Source organism: Dulcicalothrix desertica PCC 7102 (genome assembly GCF_003991905.1).
GTDB lineage: Bacteria > Cyanobacteriota > Cyanobacteriia > Cyanobacteriales > Nostocaceae > Dulcicalothrix > Dulcicalothrix desertica.
In genome coordinates this window covers 377,474-400,036 of the sequence record NZ_RSCL01000002.1, presented here as the reverse complement: position 1 = coordinate 400,036, position 22,563 = coordinate 377,474, and the positions used below count along the sequence as shown (strand labels likewise).

The window sequence follows — 22,563 nt, the reverse complement described above, 5'->3', positions numbered from 1 at the left end:
TGATTATTAAAGAGGAAAAATAAAATATGGAAAATCTTAGCAAGCTGTTGAAAATAGACAATTCTGAATTAGCTCGATTATTACAATTTAGTTTGTACGGTGTAGAAGCAGCTTTAAAACAAGCCTTGACAAAATATCCCAATGACCCGGCAGCAGATTTATGTCAAGGCGCCTTACAAGAACTTAACACGCTTATACATCCACCAACTGAGATTATAAATATAGACTCCAACTTGGCAGATGTTCTTCAAATCGCATCCCCTCCAATACTAACAAACGAATTAAAACTCAGGCGCCTCCAAAACGAGTTTAACTCTGACAAACAGTTAGCTTTATATTTAGGAAATACTCAACTTCAAAGTCAAACTGACTCCGATTTATGGAACGAGGTACAACGTAAGCTACTTAGGGTTCCAGAAGAGTTAGCGCTATCTTGGCACCAACGTGCTTTAATTATTGCAGCTTCCGTTGGCGCCCAATCTGATATATCTAATTGTCTGCCATTACCCTTTAATAAGCACGAAAATATTTACCCAGGATTGAAGGGAAGTATTACAACTCAAGGATTATCCTTTTCAAATGTGGCGCCAAATCATCCACAAATTGCTCAATTAAATTTACAAAATTACCAAGGCGATTTACAAGAGGATATATATTTTTTGGCTAATTTAGTATCTATTTGTATAAAATTTATTGATATTGACCCAGATTTACATCACGCTTTAAACAGCATTTTTAGCTTCGATATCATGAATTTGCACTCCAAGCCAGAACATCGTTGTCAATATATAGACGCATTAATAGAAACTTTTTGGCGAATGCTCAAAGCTGAAGAAAGTGCAGATTCATTATCAGCTTTGCGTCATTGGATTGATTTAGACGAAGCAATTCACTCTTTGGTTTTTGTACCACCTGCCGACCGCTTTTCTTGGTGGGGTAAAATGCAACAAGAAACAAGGCGCCTATTAAAAAAAGTTGTTCAAAGAGCATTATCAGAAGGTCATAACATCCGTATTCGTCAACTATCAGGTCTTTATGCTGATGTTTGTACGTTTTCTAAAGATGACCTACGACTAGAACAAGGAGGAAATTTAGGAGAAGTTTTAGCTTGTTTACGAGTTTACGCCAAAATCAACGAACAAGAATTCCCAGGACGAGTCTTATTCCGCTCATCACGGTAAAACTTATATTATATATACTACATATATTACACAGCAAACAAATAAAATTTTCACTTCTGTCATGCTGAGGTACGAAGCATCTTCTTTCTTCTGTCATGCTGAGGCACGAAGCATCTTCTTTCTTCTGTCATGCTGAGGTACGAAGCATCTTCTTTCCGTCATGCTGAGGTACGAAGCATCTTCTTTCCGTCATGCTGAGGTACGAAGCATCTTCTTTCTTCTGTCATGCTGAGGTACGAAGCATCTTCTTTCCGTCATGCTGAGGTACGAAGGGCGCAGTTTTCCCGTAGGGTAGCATCTTTGTAAGATACTATTTGCTTGCCCAATAGCTTTTGCTGCTTTATGGCGCCGGAGATGGTGGTATTTTTTCTAACGAAACCAAACCATTCTCCTCAAAATCTATTTCTAGATGATATCCTTTCATCATTGCAGTTCCCAGCAAAGGCTTATAACCAGAAGCTAAAACGAAGATTTCTTTTTCTACATTATCCCAAACAACAGTTGCCAAATGTATAGACGATAAAACCTGGCTACCATCAGCTAATATTGCAGGCATACTGCTATGTAAAGGAAGATTCATTGCGCTAACTGCTTGTGGCGGTAAGGTCAAATAGCCGTTAAATCCAGTATCAATCACAAAATCCACTGAAAAATCTGGTTGCCCAGGTAAACGAAAAATTACTGGAACTGTCGCCTTACCACCAATTAATCGTCCGTTAATCATTCAGCTATACGCTCCATAGCACCACCAAAGCCAAATGCTGCATTATAACCTATTCGCATCATAAATAATCTAGCGTTTGGATTTTTCTGCTTTAACCTTTTTCCTGGTTCTATGCCAATTTCGTCAATTCCATACTCGCTAGTCTCAGCATCAATCACAATCATCTTGCCAATATTGTCGCCATGCTCAACCTTTTGACGTATTCCATTTTCGTAAAAGTCTTTAGCTCTCTGGGCGACTTCTTCTTCAGTCCAAAAAATAGCCTGCATAATTACACCTGCTTCTTTACTTTTTAAATAATTATAGCTCTCTGCCGTAAGCTCCATAGAAGAACCACCAAAGCTGACTGCAGCATCATAACCTATTCGCATCATATATAATCTAGCGTTTGGGTTTTTCTGCTTTAACATCAATATTGATTCCACACCGCTTTCGTCAATTCCGTACTCGCCAGTTTCAGCATCAATGACAATCATCTTGCCAATATTATCGTCATGCTCAACTTCTTGACGAATTCCATTTTCATAAAAGTCTTTAGCTCTTTGGGCAACTTCTTCTACAGTCCAAAATAAAGCCTGCATAATTACATGTGCTTTTTGCTTTTGAAGTATTATAGCGTGAAGGAATCTTATACTTTCCCTGACGAGCCATAAGACATTCTTCGCTACGCTCAGAATGACATTTTTAAATTTTAAAAGCGGGTAACGCGATTCGAACGCGCGACATCAACCTTGGCAAGGTTGCGCTCTACCACTGAGCTATACCCGCGAAAAACTTCAACAATATTTAGTATGCCTGATTGCTTATAGTCTGTCAATAGTTTTGAAAAAGATTTTTTGAAACTGGGTTTAGATTTGGAACGGGCAAGGATGCCCATTCCACTCTTAGATAGACAAATTGAGTGAGTTTATTCGTTGCTGGATGGAGACAATTCACCAATGGTTGTGCTGATTCGACCAGGTAACGAGGGGGAATTGTTGTTCGATTGAGGTAGACCTGCGCGGATTTGACGCATTAAGCTGCCCATTTCTAGCGCGCTCATTGCGTATTCCCAACCTAAGTTACTTTTAATTCCTGCTCTTTCTAATGCTTGCTGCATTGTATCGGTTGTGAGAACACCAAATATTACAGGTACACCCGTTTGAAAACTCGCGGCAGCTATCCCTTTCGCAACTTCTGATGATACAAGATCAAAGTGAGGTGTTTGACCACGAATTACGGCGCCTAAACATATTACCGCGTCGTAACGATGCGACAGTGCCATTTGTCGAGCTACCACCGGAACCTCAAAACTACCTGGTACCCAAACATAATCAACCTGGGAACCGTGAGGATCAACATCAATACCGTGACGCTTCAAGCAATCTTGACATCCTTCGAGTAACTTGGTCGTAACCAAATCATTGAAGCGACCAATCACCAATGCAAAGCGCAATGTCTCGGTCTGAGTAAAAGTTCCCTCAAAAACTGTCATGACTGCCTCATTTACTATACGATTCAATACTTATTTCTAGAACTAACGCAAAAACCGGACTTTTTGATGCAAGACTTACGTTCAGAAACCCGGTTTCTAGGCCAAATCGTCGTTTTATCAAAGATTTCAACGAAGAAACCGGGTTTCTAGGATTTTATGCGTAAATCGTGTTACCAATTTTTTTATCTAAATAAATCAAATTGCGGCGCCTGCAAGCGTCACATTTCCATAAAATAGCAGAGAAGCTAACGTAGTAAAGTCATGCATTGACAGGTTTTAGGATATAATCCCTTCGCCAACCAATTTCTACCTTTACAACGCTTGCTCCTCTGCCTATCACTACATTATACGTGTAGTGAGTTGTAGCTTATCTTCACTTGGTAGCTTACACTACGAAAAAGTTTAGGACTCCCACTACAATTACTAAAATAAACCATGCTCCTGAACCAACCCAAAGAAGCTTTTTCGATTCTACCCAGTTTTGGGGTGTAGCATATGCTACCGGAACACCGATGACCATAACGAAGGATAGAGCTACTAGAGCGATCAATGCAATTTGGAATATAAAAGTCATTTTCTTTTCTCCCAAGACAGCTATCTATTAAAGATAAAATATTTTACAACACAAATTTTACCGACTTTATTTCATTTTAAAGTATCTGATTCTAGTATTGACTATTAGTCAAACATTTTTATGGATTTAATTTTATGCCATACCACAGTGGATTTTGATGCGCTGGGAGCTGCTGTTGGACTGACGCGCTTGCTTCCGGGTAGTAAAATAGTTCTATCGGGTGGCGCCCATCCTGCTGTCAGAGATTTTTTAGCGTTGTACCGCGATGAGTTTACACTGATTGAACGACGGGCAGTTAATGTTTCAGAAATTCGTTCGTTGATAATTGTAGACACTCAAGCTCGTTCACGTATTGGCAAGTTATCAGAATGGCTAGAACTACCCCATTTAGTAGACATCACTATTTACGACCATCACCCAGAAGACTGTGATATAAATGCTACAAAATTATATATCGAACCTGTAGGCGCCACAACTACAATTATTGCTGAAAAGTTACAGCAAGCAGGTATTTCTCTAACTACTTGCGAAGCTACAGTTATGGCTTTAGGTATTCATGCTGATACAGGTTCACTAACTTTTGAAAATTCTACACCTCGTGATGCTATCGCTTTAGGGTGGTTGATGCAACTTGGCGCCAATATCCCTAATATTAACCAATATCTAGAACCTGGTTTACCACCACAATTACAGCAACTTCTCAAAACATCACTCGATAACCTTCAAGTTATAAACAAGAATGGATATGCAATAGGGTGGGTGCATTTAAAGACAGATGCTTTTGTACCTGGACTATCAAGTTTAGTTTCGCAACTGCGTTCAATATCTGAGACTGATATGTTGCTATTAGTACACGAGTTTCCCGTGGGAGAAGGTAATGAAACTCGTTTGACAATAATTGGTAGAAGTCAAATTAAAACTGTTGATTTAAACGAATTATTTCAACCATTGGGAGGAGGAGGACATGCTCAAGCTGCATCTGTTAACTTACGTGGCACCAATACTCAGGTTATTATAAACGAGTTAATCGAAAGTTTAAAACTTCAAATACCCAAACCTCCTTGTGCCAGAGACTTAATGTCTTCCCCTGTTCGTAGCATTCGTCCCGAAACAACTATTGCCGAAGCACAAAGAATATTATTGCGGTATGGACATTCGGGACTGTCGGTAGTTGATATCGAAGGAAACTTAGTTGGTGTAATTTCGCGTCGAGACCTTGATATTGCTTTACATCACGGTTTTAGTCATGCACCCGTAAAAGGTTATATGACAACAAATATTAAAACCATCACGCCTGATACTACTATGCTGCAAATCGAGGAGTTGATGGTTAAATATGATATCGGGCGCCTACCTGTAATGGATAATGGGGAATTAGTAGGAATTGTAACCCGTACTGATATTTTGCGAGAACTACACGAGAGTGCTGAGTCAAAAGTGCTGAGTGCTGAGTCAAAAAAACTCAGAACTCAGCACTCTGCACTCAGAACTAATTTAAAAAACCATATTAACCCTGCGTTATGGCAGTTACTTACTAAAGCATCCCAAGAAGCGACAAAACGCGGTTGGCATTTATATGTAGTAGGGGGTGCAGTACGTGACTTACTACTTGCCCAAAATATACAACAAGAACCTTTGTTACTCAAAGATATTGACCTTGTTGTTGATGGGTTCCACGAATCCGCAGATGCTGGTGCTGGTGTCGAACTTGCAACTGCACTGCAAAAGTTATATCCAAATGCGCGTTTAGATGTTCATGGTGCTTTTCAAACTGCTGCATTGTTATGGCACAAAGACCCCGAACTTGATTCATTATGGGTAGATATCGCTACAGCACGTACTGAATTTTATCCATATCCAGCAGCAAATCCTGAAGTTGAAGCAAGTTCTATACGTCAAGATTTATATCGAAGAGATTTTACAATTAATGCAATGGCATTACGTTTAACTACCCCACGTGCAGGTGAGTTACTTGATTATTTTAATGGGTTAATCGATTTAGAAGCTCGACAAATGCGTGTTTTGCACCCAAATAGCTTTATTGAAGACCCAACACGTATTTATCGGGGAGTTAGATTTGCTGTGCGGTTAGGGTTTACTATTGAGTCACAGACCGAAAGTTATATTCGTTATGCGATTAATAGTGGTGTGTATGACCGCACTGCACGCGAAAATAATAAAACTCCCGCACTTTCGACTCGTCTCAAAGCTGAGTTAAAGTTAATTCTTGAGGCGCCTTACTGGAAACGGGCACTCGAATTGTTAGATAATTTAAGTGCGTTGCAATGTATTCACCCAACTTTAAAACTTAATGTAGAGTTATTGCGTCAGTTACGTTTGCTCGAGCGCTGTTTACAACGTTTTGATAACTCACAAGCTATTACTCATTGGCTGCTTCGTCTTGAAGCTATTATCGCTCACTTGGCGCCGGAGTTTCGTAGTAAGGTTGCTACTAATTTACAATTGCCTGACGATAGTATTAAAAGATTATCGCATTTTAGTAAGGCAATGGATAATATTGCTGGTTTGACAGAGTGTAGACTAAAGAGTCAGGTTGTTGGTTTACTTAAGAAGTATGATTTGGAGACACTGATTTTAGCTGCTTTACAAAGTCAACGGTCTATTCGTCGTTCAATTTGGCAGTATATTAGTGTATGGCGTTTTGTTCAGGCGCCTTTAAATGGTAATGATTTACAAAAATTAGGGTATAAACCTGGTCGAGCTTTTAAGGAAATGCTTGATGATTTGTTAGCTGCGACTTTAGATGGCGTTGTTAATGATAGAGTTAGTGCTGAGGCGTTTTTAAGTCAAAAATATCCTCTGTAAATATATTGTCATGCTGAGGCACGAAGCATCTAGTATATTGTCATGCTGAGGCACGAAGCATCTAGTATATATTGTCATGCTGAGGCACGAAGCATCTAATATATATTTTCATGCTGAGGCACAAAGCATCTAATATATATTGTAATGAGTCACTATAATGAAGCATATTAATAAACATCAAAACTTTAGAGATTCTTCGCTACGCTCAGAATGACAAGTACATTTTTATAAAATTAGCATACTCTCGGAGAATAAACGTGTTAGTTTGGCAAGTTGATTTTTATCGTCGTCCTCAAAATCATGAACAGTTGTGGGATTTGTTGATTAATGATAGTAGCGGTAATTTTAAATATGAGGCATCTTGTCCTCAGTCGCAAGCTAATTCTAATTGGCTGACTTCACAGTTTGAGTTGGCATGTGCTTCTGGTATGCCTAATAAAATACAGGTGTTTCGTCCTCAATCTCTAAGTTTAGTTGAAACTGCTGCACGGAATTTAAATATAGAGGTCGAAGCAACTCGTCGCACTACAGCTTTGAAACAGTGGTTGAAAGATAAATCTTATCCTATTGAATTAGAAAAGTTACCCCCAGTTCCTTTACCTGATAATCTTTTAGGAGAAAAATGGCGATTTGCTTCGCTTCCTGCGGGTGATGTTGAAGAGTTTCGTCAGCGTCGTATTCCTATTGTTGATTTTCCTGATTTTATTCTTCCTTTTAATTTGGGTTTAGCATCAACTCAACTTATTCCTGGTGTTGTTATTTATGGTGGTAGACAGTCGATGCGGTTGGCACGTTGGTTACAACAATCACGTCCTGCTTATTTAAATTATATCGCTGGGGCGCCGGATGGTTTGATACTTGAAGCTGCTTTGGCTGATAGATGGGTGATTGCAACTTTTGATGATAATGATGTTAAAGTTGCTGCTCAAAATTATGAACAGCGAAAACAACAAAGCAAGGGGTTACATTTTTTACTCGTTCAACCAGATGATTCTGGGATGACATATAGTGGTATTTGGTTATTATCGATGGGTTAGGCACCCCGCCTGACCGATAAATAACATTAAGCAATATAAACTAATATTACAAAAAATATATAATTTAATAAAAATTTGTAGCAAAGCAAAAAGAATCAAGAAAAATATTTCAATTAAATAAATAACTGTTAGTCTAGAACACATAATCAAACTCAGCAATCTCCGAAGAAAACGTTTTTGGGAGAAATTTTGATTAGCTTCAATGACTATCGCTGCAAACCCCTATATTTTTGGTGAGTCATTAACTGGGTATATGCAAAATTCAAAAAATCTAACAAAAAATCTAACAAAATATTATTTGTGCTGTGCTGTAATCCTTTCGTCAGCGATAATAAGCGGTTGTGGTGCCAATAAACCATCAACGAATGCTGCGGGTGGACCCCCTGCTGCCTTAGTAAAATTACAGCGTGTTGAAACATCGACAGTCGAAAATAGTACAGAATTTGTAGGAACACTCGAAGCGAAGCAGCGTGTTTCGTTAAAACCGCAAATTAGCGGACGTATAGTACAAGTTACTGTTGCCCAAGGTAACTTCGTTAAACAGGGGACACCAATAATACAGTTACGTCCAGAAAGAAGCAGAGCGTCGGTAGATGCAGCGATAGCTTCGGTAAATTCCCAAAGGGGAACTTTAGAAAATGCAGTTGCACAAGTACGCGCTAATGAAGCTGAGATCAAACAGCGTACAGCAGAAATTAAACGTTATCAAGCAGATATTGTTAATCGTAACAGTGATGTTGAGCTTGCCAATATTAACTATAAGCGTTCAGAAGAATTAGCTAAAGCTGGCGCCGTTGCAAGGCAAAATTTAGATGAACGTCGTGCCCAACGTAATAGTGCTATTGCTGCACGTGAAGCTGCGATACAATCACTTGCATCAGCACAAAGCGCACTCCAACAAGCGCAGTCACAGTGGAGAGGTGCGGTTGCTTTAGTAAAACAAAATGAGTCACAACTAAAACGCGCTCAAGCTGAAACTGCTGTGCAGGTAGAAGACTTAAGCTATAACCGAGTGGTTGCTCCTGTAAGTGGTGTCGTTGGTGATGTACCCGTCCGTGTTGGTGATTTAGTTAACGTGGGTGATTCGGTCACGAGTATTATTCAAAATGATGAATTAGATTTACGTATTCCAGTTCCTACAAATTTATCTGGACAACTACGACGGGGACTAGCGGTAGCATTAATTGACCCAAACTCAGGAACACAATTATCTCGTGGCAGTATTAATTTTATCGCTCCACAAGTAAGTTCAGGAGACCAAGCGATTTTAACTAAAGCACGTTTTCCCAATAATGACCAAAAACTACGCGATGGACAATTTGTACGTGCGCGAATAATTTGGAGTCAAGGTGCTGGTGTTAAAGTACCTGCTGTTGCAGTATCTCGCATTGGCGCCCAAGATTTTGTTTTTGTGGCAGAATCTGAAACCAAAAACGGAAAATCACAAATGGTCGCACGACAAAAACCTGTGAAATTAGGCGTAATGCAAGGACAAGATTATCAACTTGTTTCAGGCATACAACCTGGAGAGAACCTAATTGTATCAGGTATTCAAAGCTTGACTAACGGGGCGCCTATTAGACCTGCAAGTCAAACAGCTTCTCTATAGAGTAATGAGTGCTGAGTGCTGAGTGCTGAGTTGGGGAAAGAATTGAGTTAAGAACTTATAACTCATAACTCCTAACTCATTAACTTAGTACAGACGCGATAATCATTAACTTAGTACAGACGCAATTAATCCTTAATTTAGTAGAGACGCGATTAATCGCGTCTCTACTCAGCACTCAGCACGAGCGCACTTTCAACTTTTTTAAACCATGAGTATTTCACAAAACTTTATCAAGCGACCCGTTCTCACAACGGTCTGCACCATCTTAATTATTCTTGTTGGTGGTATTTGTATTCCGCTACTTCCTTTAGATAAGTTACCTCAACTCGCATTAAAGCAAGTTACAGTGACAGCTAATTATCTGGGAACTGATGCAAAGACTGCTGAAGAAAATGTGACAACAGTACTAGAACGTCAAATCAACGGTACGGAAAAAGTTGTTTACATGTCGTCGCAAACGACAAACAACGGTGATACATCAATTAATGTATCTTTTCCTACAGATATAGATAGGAACACAGCACAGGTATTGGTACAGAATAACGTAGCTGTGGCTGCGTCTCAGTTGCCTGTCGAAGTGAACCAAACTGGTGTAATTACTCAGAAGCAGTCACCAACGATTACGATTGCTTATGCAATTTCATCAGAAAAAGACAAGAGCGGAAAATTTCTTTACGACAACGTTTTTTTGAGTAACTATGTAGACCGTTTTGTTCTTGATGAAATTAAACGAATTGAAGGAGTAGGAAGCGCGCGAATTGTTGGTGAACGTAAGTACGCAATGCGAATTTGGTTAAACCCCTCATCGTTAGCAGCGCGCGGAGTTACTGCACAAGATGTAGTTAGTGCCATCAGCGAACAAAATATCCAAGTTGGTGCTGGACGTATTGGACAACAACCGACTCCAAGTACGCAGCAGTTTGAAATTGCATTGCGAGCAGTTGGCAGGTTTACGACGCCACAAGAAGCTGAAGATATAGTAGTCAAGGTTGGGCAAGATGGTACGCTAACTCGTGTTCGAGATGTTGGACGTGCGGAAGTCGGCGCCCAAGATTACAGTACAACAAATATATTCGATAATGCTCCGGCTGTTGCGCTATTAGTTAACCAACTCCCTGGTACTAATGCTTGGAATACTGCGGGGTTAGTAAAAGCAAGAATGCAGGAATTATCAAAGAATTTTCCACCTGGATTAAAAGCTACAGTTGCACTAGATAATACTGAGTTCGTTGCTGCTTCGCTTGATGAGGCATTTAAAACACTGTTAGAAGCTGTGTTGCTTGTGTTTCTGGTTATCTTCATATTTCTACAAGATTGGAGAACAACTGTTATTCCTTCAATTTCAATTCCTGTATCTTTGATTGGTACGATGGCGTTTGCTTATGCATTTGGGTTTACACTCAATCAATTAACTTTGTTCGCGGTAATTTTAGCTACCGGGTTAGTAGTAGATGACGGGATTATTATAGTAGAAGCAATTGCTCTAAAGCTTGCTCAAGGAATGAAACCTTTACAAGCTGCCTTGGACTCGATGGGAGAATTAACCGGGGCAGTAATTGCTACATCATTAGTATTAATGGCAGTGTTTATCCCTGTATCGTTCTTTCCTGGCACTACGGGTATTGTTTATAAACAATTTGCGCTCATTATTGCTTTTTCGATTTTACTTTCGACTTTCAACGCTCTTACATTCTCTCCTGCAATGGGCGCCTTACTAATGCGTCCTGTTCAAGAAGCACACGGTCCGATTGCTGTACTATTTAGATGGTTCAATCGATTCTTTGATTGGGTCAAAGGTGGTTACACTAGTATCGTTGTTTTTCTAATCAAGATTCGTGTAATTGTTGTTCCTGTTTTTATTGCTGGGTTAGTTGCTTCCGCATGGATTTATATGGTAACTCCCCAAGGTTTTATTCCAGAAGAAGACCAAGGTTACTTTTTTATCATTGGTGAAGGACCTCCAGGGGTATCATTAAATTACACCAATGATATCGTTGAAAACGTTCAAAAAATAGTGCGGAAATTTCCTGAAGTTGAACATGTTAATGGTTTAGCAGGATTTGGATTTGAAGGAAACGCGACTAATAAATCTCTCTTCTTTGTTAAGTTAAAACACTGGGAAGAACGTAAAAAAGCTAACGAATCAGTTTTTGGTATAACTAGTGCGATTAATAAAGAACTTGCATCAAAAATTTCGGGTGCGCGTTTAATTGCAGTGAATGCACCCCCGGTAGATGGTCTAGGAAGTGCAGGTGGTTTGGAATTTTTCATCCAAAACAAAGCAGCGCTACCAATGGAAACACTCATCGATAATTCGCAAAAATTCATCAATGCTGCTCGCAAACGTCCAGAGTTAGCTGGAGTATTTACACAATTTACAAATAGTACTCCCATGATGCAAATTGCTATCGACCGTAACCAAGCCAAAGCACAAAATATTGCCATCAACGATATTTTTAGCACGATGCAAACCTATCTCGGCGCCCGTTACGTCAATCAATATGTACTAGGAGGGCAACTGTATCGTGTTTATGCTCAAGCAGAAGGAGAATTTCGTTCTAACCCTGATGCTTTAAATAGTCTGTATGTACGCTCGCGCGACAATAAAATGATTTCTCTTACTAGTGTCGTCAAAGCCGAACGTATTAACTACCCACCAATTATTACGCACTACAACATCTATCCTGCTATTAAAGTTCAAGCTAGTCCCGCACCTGGTTTTAGTACCGGACAAGCTATGATAGCAATGGAGCAAGTTGCCGCACAAACATTACAGCCAGGTTTTGGATATGAATGGACAGGTACCGCATTTCAAGAACGTTCAGGAGGTGGCGCCGCTCCCATTATTTTTGGTTTAGCTTTTGTGATGGTATTTCTTGTTCTGGCTGCTCAATACGAAAGCTATATCGACCCAACTATAATTATGTTGACCGTACCACTAGCAATTCTTGGTGCTTTAGGTGCAATTCAATTTCGCGCTAATTTCTTGCAAGCAGGTGGTGTATATCCAGTTGTTAACAATAATATCTACGCTCAAGTCGCGTTAGTAATGCTCATTGGTTTAGCTTCTAAAAACGCGATTTTAATCGTTGAATTTGCAAACCAGCTACACGAAATTGGTATGAGCGTTAAACAATCTGCTATTCGCGCAGCAGAAGATAGGTTACGCCCCATCTTAATGACCGCATTTTCTGGTCTAGTAGGATTTTGGCCCCTAGTAATTGCCAAAGGTGCAGGCGCCATGAGTCGCTGGTCATTAGGAACAGCTTTATTTGGTGGTTATTTAATATCCACAGTTTTAAGTTTGTTTTTAGTACCAGTACTGTATGTAGTCATTAAAGATATAGAACACCGCTTCTTAACACCCAACAAAATCGACAAACCCAAAAAATCCAAGCAACCTAAATCCGAACCTGCCGTTGTTGCCTCTCAAAGCGATAAGGCGCCGAACCTAAATATCTCCACACAGAACAAATAAACACTTCTATTGCCATTCTGAGCATTTAAATTGCCATTCTGAGCATTTAAATTGTCATTCTGAGCATTTAAATTGTCATTCTGAGCATTTAAATTGCCATTCTGAGCGTAGCGAAGAATCTAAATATCTACATATATAACGAGATGCTTCACTACGTTCAGCATGACATCAAAATACAAAAATTCTCTAACCACTTGTACCATGCTCAAAAAAATATTTCACAACTGGACATTTGACGATTGGATGAATCACATTTTATTCTCACTCGCAGTAATCTTGCTAATTCATTCCTTCTTCTTTCACGGCTAAAGAAACCCGGTTTCTCACTAAACATTACATTTACAAATACTACAAGAATTAGCCAATACAGGAGCAAAAAGTTTTATGACTGAAGATTACATTCAATTACAAAACCGTATTGTCGAACTTGAGGCAAAAGTCGCGCGTCTGGAAACGACTTTATTACTCATGCCAGATGTGTATAGATTCCAACACTTACAAAAATTACTCGCAGCAGGCGATTTTCGTGAGGCTGATCAAGAAACGATTCGAGTTATGCTCAGTATAACTGGCGCCGAGAGTTTAGAAACAATTACACCAAACGATGTGCGTGCTTTTCCTTGTAATCAACTGCAAGCTATTGATAAACTCTGGACAACTTATAGTCAAGGCAAATTTGGTTTCAGTGTTCAAGGTCAAATGTACCAAGAAGTCGGTGGGAGCATTGATACTACTATTGCCCAAGATAATAGTGTAATTGAAAAATTAGGTTTATTAAATGGATGGCGCTTAAATAATAAATGGCAAAAATGCGATGAACTAGATTACACGCTAAATGCACCAAAAGGATGTCACCCCTCACGCTGGTGGAACTCCCCTTTTGGCTCAAAAATGACCAATTATTTCTTTAACAGGCTAATTACCTGCGAAATTTCAACTTAAAACTATTCTTCTTGTTGCATTTGGAGTTCACGCACGCACTCTTGAGCTACTCCAACTGCAAATCCTATTTTTGCTCCTATTAGTACGTATTTATTGTACAGATTTCGATAGTACTCGCTCTCAAATCTTAACTGATTAAAATCGTTTTGACCAATTCGGGCGCCTGCTAATCCAATTACAGAACCAGCTAATGCAGTCAAAATACCTGAAAACATAATCATTTTCACATTCATAACGACCTCCAATCAAAGGTAAAGTCCATTCTGCTTATGCTTTTATCCTCTCAAAGTTCCATGCAATGATATATGTATTGCAACATTTATTAAAATTTGCATAATTGTTATTTTGACGTTTTAAAAGTTATGCCGCAATCATTTAAGTTTAGTCTGATTACCGCATTAATAGTAACAAGTTTGACATCAACTTTTATTGACTGGCATTGGGGTGGTATGACTATAGCTGGTTTCTTATTAATCTATATATCTAAGGGTATAAGAAGTATGCGTTAATTCTTACTCTCTGCGCTCTCTGCGTCTCTGTAGTAAATAGGTAAAGTCTTTTATATTACCACAGAGGCACAGAGGGCACGGAGAATAATTTTTTGTATAGAGATTTTAAAGTATTTGTATAGTTTTTACAAAAAAGATTTCAGTATAAATATTGAGTTAATTAAATCAAACAGAGTAGACGTATCAGTTCAGTATGGGATATTACTGAGAAAGCTAGTTGGTATTCTTTCATCTTGAATTTTAATTAGATAATGAACAATCGTGTCAGCGACAATAATAGTTTGACATCAATTTCGTCATTGATATCGCCTATAAATACCTTAAATACATTAGATATATCTAAAACATTTGGTCAATCAAATCGTAGTAGCAGTAGCATTTTAGCATCAGGCGCAGGCAATGGTTTACGCGGTGAGTACTACGACAATATTGATTTTACAAATCTCAAACTCGCACGCGCAGACTCAACAATTAATTTTAACTTTGGTAGCAGTTCTCCAAGTTCATTAATTGCTCCAGATACATTTTCTATTCGCTGGACTGGTCAAGTCGAAGCACAATACAACGAAAATTATACTTTCTACACTACTTCAGATGATGGTATTAGGTTGTGGGTTAATAATCAGTTAATTATTAATAATTATCGTGACCAAGCGGCCACTGAAATTGCAAGTCAGCAAATTACACTTGAAGCAGGTAAAAAGTATGATATTAGACTCGATTACTATGAAAATGGTGGACTCAGTATTTCTAGGTTAGCTTGGTCGAGTCTAAGTCAAGCTAAAGAAATTATTCCTCAATCACAATTATATTCACCTGCGGCGCCTGTTGCTGAACTAAAAGCAACTACTACCCCAACAGTTAACACCAGTGATTACACTTTCAGCGTCGTTTATGCTGATGATGCTGCTGTTGATGTTAGCAGTTTAAACAATGCCATTCGAGTCACAGGTCTAAACGGGTTTAACCAAGTCGCAACTTTTTTAGGTGTTGAACCGAATACAAATGGTACTTTCAATACAGCAAATTATCGTATCTTAGCACCTGATGGAACTTGGGACTTTGCTGATGTAGGTGGTTATACGGTGACGCTAGAACCAAACCAAGTTAAAGATACAGCAAATAATTTCGCTTTGTCACAAAATCTCGGTCTAGTCACTTTTAGTATTGCGGGTACTGGTACAGGGTTAAAGGGTGAATATTACGATAACAGAGATTTTACTAATCTTAGAGTTACTCGCACAGACCCAACTGTAAATTTTAACTTTGGTACTGGTTCTCCCGACCCATCAATTGCTCCAGATACATTTTCAGTTCGATGGACTGGTCAAGTTGAAGCAAAATTCAACGAGGAATATACTTTCTACACAACTTCAGATGATGGCGCCAGATTATGGGTTAATAACCAATTAGTTATTAATAACTTCCGTGACCAAGCAGCAACTGAAGTGGCAAGCCAGAAAATTTTACTTGAAGCAGGTAAAAAATACGATATTAGACTTGATTACTACGAAAACGGTGGATTAGCAGTTTCTAGATTAGCTTGGTCAAGCAATAGCCAAGTTAAACAAATCATTCCTCAATCACAACTTTATGTTGAAGGAGTGGCGCCAACAGCAACTCTTAACGCTACAAACATCGACTCAGCAGGAGGCAATGATTACACTTTCACTGTCACCTACAGTGATAATGTCGGGGTGAACGTTGCTAGCTTTGGTAATACTGATGTCTTAGTTACTGGACCAAATGGATTTAGTCAGTTAGCACAATACGTTAGTAGCAGTGGTAATACAACTAACGGAACTCCTCGCATTGCCACTTACCGAATTAATGCACCCCTGACTACTTGGAGTGCAACTAGTAACGGTTTTTATGATATTTCGCTTCAACGAAGTGAAGTAAGTGATATCAATGGTAATTTTGCTGCTGGGGCAACCCTTGGTAGATTCTTTGTTGATATTGCTGGCACAGGTACAGGACTCAGGGGTGAGTACTACGACAATGAGAACTTTACAAATTTAAAGCTAACTCGTACTGACTCATCTGTTAATTTTAATTTTGGTGGAGGTTCTCCAAACGTATTAATTGCCCCAGATACATTTTCAATTCGCTGGACTGGTCGAGTTGAACCTAAATACACCGAAACTTATACTTTTTACACGACAAGTGACGATGGTATTCGAGTCAAGGTTAACGGTACACAAATTATTAGCCGCTTTTTTGACCAACCTCCGACTGTAAGTCAAGGTACCATTGCTCTCGAAGCAGGTCAGAAATATGATATCGAGATTGAATACTACGAAAATGCAGGTGGCGCCGTAGCTAGGTTGGAGTGGTCTAGTCCAACACAAACTCGACAATTTATTCCTTCCACACAACTTTACTTACCACCTCTAAAGCCAACTATTCGCCTTGGACAAGTTCCTGTAAGCGTTGCTGAAGGTGATGGCGCCGCAGTTGTAGAAATTCAAAGATTTGGCGAAGATTTGAATTTGACGTCAACGGTGAAATATACAACTGCTGCTGATACCGCTACCGAAAATATTGATTTCACTAAAGTTAGTGGAGAGGTGACTTTTGCTCCAGGCGAAACTAGTAAGCTAGTATCAATTCCAATTATTGAGGATTCATTACCTGAAAATGATGAAACCTTCACATTTGTAATAGACCAAACAACAGATGCAAATCTCGGACCACAGCGAACCGTCAGAATTGCAATAGATGATGACGACCGAACTTATTTAACCTTTAGTTCGCCAATTGTTAATGAGGGTGATGGTGTCACTACGGTAGTTGTCAAACGTGGTTTAGTAACAGGCGCCGCTAGCGTAGATTATATTACCGTACCGGGAACTGCACAAGCCGATTCAGATTATCAACCAGTAACCGGAACCCTAAATTTTGCAGTTGGAGAACGTACCAAAACTATTTCCATCCCAATTATCAATGACACCCTTGGGGAAGCGAATGAGACATTTTCTTTTCAGTTCGGCAACCCTGTGGGAGTAACGTTGAACGGTCAGAATAGCTCAGAAATCACCATTATTGATAATGACCCAGGAAGTTTTGCGCGCGAAGTAGTAGTAGGTGGGTTAACACAACCAACATCGTTTGATTGGATACCAAACACCAATAACTTATTAATTGCTCAGAAAAATGGAATTGTCAGGGTATACAGAAACGGAGAACTACAAACTACACCATTTGTTGATTTGAATGAAGAAGTCAATGATGTGCGTGACCGTGGTTTGTTGGCAATAGCAGTTCATCCCGATTTCCAAAATAATCCTTATGTGTACTTACTTTATACTTACGACCCACCAGAAACTAATATTAGCAACCCCGCAAATAATCCCAACTCTGTTCTTGATGACCGAGACAATACAGGAAATCGTCCTTCAAGATTGCTACGCTTGAGAGCAACAACTAACGCTAATGGCGATATAATATTTGACGCTAACAGTACAGCTACTGATAATCGAGAAGTATTACTTGGTAAAAACAGTAACTGGCAATTTACAAGTCGTCCAGACGGTAACAGTACCGATATTAAAGCCGATGCAAACGGTAATATAGACTACGCTGCTAATTTTGCACCATCAGGAATTATCAACAGTAGTGGTCAATTGTTTACCAATATGCAAGATTACTACAATAATCTCAATAATTTAATAAATGTAGAAGATTATTTAGCGACTGATAGCGAATCACATTCGATTGGTTACATGAAATTTGGTAGTGATGGCAAACTTTATATAACCAATGGTGATGGAACATCATATAACCGTGTAGACCCGCGCACTATTAGAGTTCAAGACATTAATAACTTATCGGGTAAAATGCTACGAATAGACCCCATCACAGGAAATGGTGTTTCAGACAACCCATTCTATGATGCCGCAAATCCTAACAGCAACCGCTCAAAAGTTTTCAACTCTGGGTTACGCAACCCCTTCCGCTTTACTATCAACCCAACAAACAGACCATATATAGGAGATGTTGGTTGGAAAACTTGGGAAGAAATCAACGCGGGTAAAGGTCAAAATTTTGGCTGGCCATATTTTGAAGGTGGCAACGCTATCAGCTTACAGCAACCCGAATACTTTAGTCTTCCACCCGCACAAGCATTTTATAGTAGTGGACAACCAGTAACGGCGCCAATTTACGGTTATAAGCACACAAGTTCTAATGCAATAGTTATGGGTGATTTTTACACGGGTAATACTTTCCCATCGGTTTACCAAAACACCTTATTCATTGCCGACATCAGTCAAGGAACAGTTGACAACATAACTCTTGACGGTAACGGCCAATTTGTTTCAATTCGACGCTTCGATGAATTTACCAACCCCAACCTAAACTCCCCAGTGCAAATTACATCTGGACGCGACGGTAACTTATATTTTGCTGATATCGCAGCAGGTACAATTAGCCGTTGGCGCCCAGCATAAAATGTAGAGACGTGATTAATCACGTCTCTACTTCAAATATTTATCGCACCAATTTACCATTTCCCAAAGTGTATGACCCACGGCTTCGTGCGACCGATAGCCGTGGTCTTCATATGGTAAAACTACATAACGTACTGTTGCACCCAAACCTTTGAGTGCTTCATAAAGTCGCTCGGTTTGCAAAGGATATGTACCCGGATTACTATCTTTTTCTCCGTGTATTAATAATAGTGGCGCCTTAACTTTATTTGCATGGGTAAATGGTGACATATTATTATACGTATCCGCCGCTTCCCAGTAATTTCGTTGTTCACCTTGAAACCCAAACGGTGTTAGTGTTCTGTTATAGGCTCCACTTCTAGCAATGCCAATTTTAAATAAATTTGTATGTGCTAGTAAATTTACTGTTGTAAAAGCTCCATATGAGTGACCACCAATACCAATGCGATTTGGGTCGGCAATACCACGTTTAACTACATAATTTACAGCAGCTTCGGCGCCTGCAATTAATTGTTCAACATAAGTATCATTCGGTTCGGTGTCACCTTCTCCAACAATTGGAATAGTTGGACCAGAAAGAATTGCATAACCTTGGGTAAGTAAAAATAATACCGAGTCACGCATTGGACGACTAAAGGTGTTAGTTGCGGTTGTTACCTGCCCTGCAAATTCACGGTCTTTAAACTCTTCTGGATATACCCAAAAAACACAAGGTAAGGTACCATCACGATTAACATCATAGTTAGGTGGTAAATATAACGTTGCTGATAGTTTGACTCCATCTGCACGCTGATATTGCACAAGTTCTTTTTGTAGCTGTGCCAGTTGTGGTGCTGGGTCTTGATAATTTGTTAACAAAACAGGTTCAGTGTTACCGTTCTTAAGATAGTAATTTGGTGGTTCGGTTTGAGACTGGCGCCTAGTTATTAATGTTTGTGCTTCTGAGTCTAATATATCAATTACTGACTCAAAGTAAGGGTCTTCACACTGCCATAATCGTGTTCGTTGCTTTGTATCCAAATTAAATTTATCTAAAAATGGATATACTCCCAATGGAGAGGCGCCTCGACCATTTAAATATATACTACTTCCATCTTCGGTAAATCTAATTACATCACGACCATATTTTCCGTGTGTCGAAATTGGAACACCTGGGTCATTGTACTTGTCTTCAAAACTACGGTCAAAAAGCAATATTGGGGGTGTTTCACTGTTTTGCGGATTGATACGCCAAACACGCTGTTTACGACTATCGAACCACTTTTCCCAAACTAAAGCGACATCTTCACGTCCCCACGCTACATGTTGAAATCTATACTCACATTGCCAAAGTTGTTTTGGTTCTTTATCGAAAGGTGCATCTAGTACAAATAAGGCATCTCGATAATTAACATCGCGTGTTGGGTCTCCCTCATCTAAAGCTTCAACCCAGTGTAGTACACAAGCTTGGTCGGGGCGCCAAAAAACTCGTCGTTTCCCAGGTCGGACTGCATCAAATTTAATTGAAATGTTGTCAGCAAGGGGTAAATCAGCTATTTCACGAACCAACTCACCGTTAGCATTGAGTATTTCAATACGTTTGGGAAAATAAGATGCTGGTAATTGATACGAAAATGGTCTATGTAAAGTTGTTAATAAGATATAATTACCATCCGGTGAAGGTCTAGCTTCATCTATTAGACGAGGGGAAACTATCTGCGTACTTTTACCATCCAAAGTTACTTTATTCAAACTTGATGATATGTAATATTCAAATAAAGTTTCATCGTGAGGACTTTCGAGTAAATTTGTATAAGTACGGCTGGGAGTTTTTCTACCTAAATTCTCTTCTATCATTGGCGCCGTTGGTATCGGCGATTTTATTGGGGCTTCACCGCGTTCTGTAGAAATAAATTTACATATTAATGTATCATTCGATAACCAACGGTGTGGCGCCCCGTATGCAGCATTCAAAATTGGCTCAGTTAAACGCTTTGTATTCAGCGTTGCTAGTTCAACCACCCACAACTCTAAACCTGAGTCTGTAGTAATTGTAAATGCTAACTTTTCACCATCTGGCGCCCACTTTAAAAAACTAATCCGAGGATTTTCTGGCAGTGATATATCATTAAAAGTTGTTGAGCAAACAGCCTTAATTTTTATACTGTGGTATTGATTATAACGGAACGGTGCATTAGTACGTGGATTTAGTAAAAATCCAGCCAGTGGTATTTGCGGTTCAGCCAATTCTGCAATTGAAGAAAGTAAAGGCTGTTCTAACTCAACTAACCATTCTTGGTTAGGAGATAGCAATACCGTTGTCGGTGCTGGTGCATCTAAAATTTGATTAATAGGTGGAGGTGGTGATTGCCAAGTAAGTGTTGTCATAAATTCTTAATTAGGGGGAAAGGGAAAACTGAAAAGGGAAATAATGTTAGGTAGAAAGGAAATGGGAAGATAAACAGTGAATTTTTTGTATCCCCTGTCATCTTTACCCTTTATCCTTTCCCCAAGTTCTTACTTCCCTTTTGGCGGTTTACTTGTGACACCTTTTTCGTAAGTTAATGTGTAGACACCTTGCGTATGTAACACTCGGTACCATAATCTTGCTTGAGTACCCGTTGAGAGCATTTTACTTACTGTCGCTTTTGCGATTTTAAATTGCTCTTCATCCAATCCATCACCATACAAATCACGGACGATTGCATCGACGTGAAAGTGTGTTGTAGGGTTATACCGCATTAATATCAGAATTGCATTCTGAACAGAGTAATCTTGATATTGCGCCAGTAGAGGTATTGTACTTGGTTTTCTAGATATGTGAAGCTTGGGAATATCAGAGATGTCTGGTTTGGGCGGTTTCGCGGCTAGATTGGTCGTAGCTGATTGAGGAGCGGCGCTATTCGTCGAAGTTGGGGATGCCGTTTCTATAATTGGTGAGGCAGCAGCCTCATAATGATGTCGATTAAGTTGACTCAGACTATCCTGAAGGTATGCTTGAGTAGAAGATAAACTAGATAACCGACCTAAAGGATGATACATCTGGTCTTCTTGGGCATAACCTGATATTAGACCATCTAGAGAATTAATCTGATGTCGGATGAAAGACAAGCGCCGCTCTAAATCAACTGCCTCCAGTATGTAGCGGTCGCGTTCTGCCGACAGCAAACTTAGCATCTCAGGTGAATCAGTCATAGTAGTAGTTACCTAATTTCAAAGGAATAAAACAAAGTGGAAACTAAGGAAATTTTTGTTAAGGCTCATGTTCGTATCATTCGACAAAAACTTTACCGCTTCGTCTGCAAAGAATGCAACTTAGTAGCAGAGCGGATTTGTTTTCCCTCACAACCACTCTATTGCGAAACATGCCGACCGCCAAAACAAAAAGTTGAAAAACCTTCATCTGAAGCAGTTGTTAAAGCTAAAACCACCAAGAGAAAGCCTCCAGCTAAACAGCCTCGCACCGGAGTTGCCAAGACAACTACAAGAGCAAAAAAAGCTGCTTCTGCCAAATGATATTAAATTTTCACTCCTACTGACAAATCTACGCCTACAACCAATTATGTAAGCAGATTGCGTCTTTAACCCAGAATGTCCGTCAATTCAATCGTCTTAACACGAAAATTAATAGACTGTTATTGAGTTGACTGACAATCATTCGTAAAAGCTCCAGAAGCTGAGGAAAGCACACGTCAACCTAGCTTCTGCACCTTTCTAGTTAGAACAACATCAACCCTCAGTATGATGAAATACCAACATGCTCATCTCAAAATTAGCAA

The 22,563-nt window shown here is 39.4% G+C and carries 15 protein-coding genes, 1 tRNA gene and 1 pseudogene; 8 read left to right on the top strand and 9 right to left on the bottom strand.

Features of this window, described 5'->3' with window-relative positions:
• Window positions 1–26 precede the first annotated feature (26 nt).
• Window positions 27–1,181, top strand: a complete 1,155-nt coding sequence (locus DSM106972_RS05950) for a hypothetical protein (protein WP_127079722.1) — start codon at window positions 27–29, stop codon at window positions 1,179–1,181.
• Between the two features lie 340 nt (window positions 1,182–1,521).
• On the opposite strand, the gene DSM106972_RS05945 is transcribed toward DSM106972_RS05950, so the two are convergent.
• From DSM106972_RS05945 to psbZ, 6 genes and pseudogenes are all read right to left on the bottom strand, one after another.
• Window positions 1,522–1,905 (bottom strand): clan AA aspartic protease, encoded by a 384-nt coding sequence (locus DSM106972_RS05945; RefSeq protein ID WP_127079720.1) that lies wholly within the window; start codon window positions 1,903–1,905, stop codon window positions 1,522–1,524.
• On the bottom strand, window positions 1,902–2,174 hold the full coding sequence (locus DSM106972_RS05940; protein WP_127079968.1) for a hypothetical protein: 273 nt from the start codon (window positions 2,172–2,174) through the stop codon (window positions 1,902–1,904). The genes DSM106972_RS05945 and DSM106972_RS05940 overlap by 4 nt, the downstream gene beginning before the upstream one ends.
• Window positions 2,175–2,213: 39 nt before the next feature.
• Window positions 2,214–2,486: pseudogene (locus tag DSM106972_RS05935) on the bottom strand (hypothetical protein); the annotation flags it as partial.
• 115 nt (window positions 2,487–2,601) lie between these two features.
• Window positions 2,602–2,673, bottom strand: a tRNA-Gly gene (locus DSM106972_RS05930).
• A 139-nt stretch (window positions 2,674–2,812) separates the two neighbouring features.
• Entirely contained in the window at window positions 2,813–3,379 is a 567-nt protein-coding gene (gene ribH / locus DSM106972_RS05925) for a 6,7-dimethyl-8-ribityllumazine synthase (RefSeq protein ID WP_019490700.1), read from the bottom strand.
• 385 nt (window positions 3,380–3,764) lie between these two features.
• Window positions 3,765–3,953 (bottom strand): photosystem II reaction center protein PsbZ, encoded by a 189-nt coding sequence (gene psbZ / locus DSM106972_RS05920; RefSeq protein ID WP_127079718.1) that lies wholly within the window; start codon window positions 3,951–3,953, stop codon window positions 3,765–3,767.
• A 120-nt stretch (window positions 3,954–4,073) separates the two neighbouring features.
• Here psbZ and DSM106972_RS05915 point away from each other — a divergent pair, with 120 nt between their 5' ends.
• The 5 genes from DSM106972_RS05915 to DSM106972_RS05895 all read left to right on the top strand — a co-directional run bounded on the left by DSM106972_RS05915 (window position 4,074) and on the right by DSM106972_RS05895 (window position 13,845).
• Window positions 4,074–6,779: a CBS domain-containing protein gene (locus DSM106972_RS05915; RefSeq protein ID WP_127079716.1), complete on the top strand. Its 2,706-nt coding sequence runs from the start codon at window positions 4,074–4,076 to the stop codon at window positions 6,777–6,779.
• Window positions 6,780–7,036: 257 nt separating this feature from the next.
• Complete coding sequence (locus DSM106972_RS05910) at window positions 7,037–7,816, top strand: Tab2/Atab2 family RNA-binding protein (RefSeq protein ID WP_127079714.1); 780 nt, start codon at window positions 7,037–7,039, stop codon at window positions 7,814–7,816.
• Window positions 7,817–8,018: 202 nt separating this feature from the next.
• Complete coding sequence (locus DSM106972_RS05905) at window positions 8,019–9,425, top strand: efflux RND transporter periplasmic adaptor subunit (RefSeq protein ID WP_127079712.1); 1,407 nt, start codon at window positions 8,019–8,021, stop codon at window positions 9,423–9,425.
• 208 nt (window positions 9,426–9,633) lie between these two features.
• Entirely contained in the window at window positions 9,634–12,903 is a 3,270-nt protein-coding gene (locus tag DSM106972_RS05900; protein ID WP_127079710.1) for an efflux RND transporter permease subunit, read from the top strand.
• A gap of 384 nt (window positions 12,904–13,287) precedes the next feature.
• Window positions 13,288–13,845: a GUN4 domain-containing protein gene (locus DSM106972_RS05895; RefSeq protein WP_127079708.1), complete on the top strand. Its 558-nt coding sequence runs from the start codon at window positions 13,288–13,290 to the stop codon at window positions 13,843–13,845.
• Window positions 13,846–13,847: 2 nt separating this feature from the next.
• On the opposite strand, the gene DSM106972_RS05890 is transcribed toward DSM106972_RS05895, so the two are convergent.
• A complete protein-coding gene (locus tag DSM106972_RS05890; RefSeq protein ID WP_127079706.1) occupies window positions 13,848–14,078 on the bottom strand; it encodes a hypothetical protein in 231 nt (76 codons plus the stop codon).
• A gap of 527 nt (window positions 14,079–14,605) precedes the next feature.
• On the opposite strand from DSM106972_RS05890, the gene DSM106972_RS05885 reads away from it, so the two are divergent.
• On the top strand, window positions 14,606–18,805 hold the full coding sequence (locus DSM106972_RS05885; protein WP_127079704.1) for a PA14 domain-containing protein: 4,200 nt from the start codon (window positions 14,606–14,608) through the stop codon (window positions 18,803–18,805).
• A 27-nt stretch (window positions 18,806–18,832) separates the two neighbouring features.
• Here DSM106972_RS05885 and DSM106972_RS05880 read toward each other — a convergent pair whose 3' ends face one another.
• Both DSM106972_RS05880 and DSM106972_RS05875 read right to left on the bottom strand, forming a co-directional pair.
• On the bottom strand, window positions 18,833–21,172 hold the full coding sequence (locus tag DSM106972_RS05880) for a S9 family peptidase (protein ID WP_127079702.1): 2,340 nt from the start codon (window positions 21,170–21,172) through the stop codon (window positions 18,833–18,835).
• Between the two features lie 129 nt (window positions 21,173–21,301).
• Window positions 21,302–21,979 (bottom strand): hypothetical protein, encoded by a 678-nt coding sequence (locus tag DSM106972_RS05875; RefSeq protein ID WP_127079700.1) that lies wholly within the window; start codon window positions 21,977–21,979, stop codon window positions 21,302–21,304.
• Between the two features lie 36 nt (window positions 21,980–22,015).
• Here DSM106972_RS05875 and DSM106972_RS05870 point away from each other — a divergent pair, with 36 nt between their 5' ends.
• Entirely contained in the window at window positions 22,016–22,300 is a 285-nt protein-coding gene (locus DSM106972_RS05870) for a hypothetical protein (RefSeq protein ID WP_019490689.1), read from the top strand.
• The last annotated feature ends 263 nt before the right edge of the window (window positions 22,301–22,563 follow it).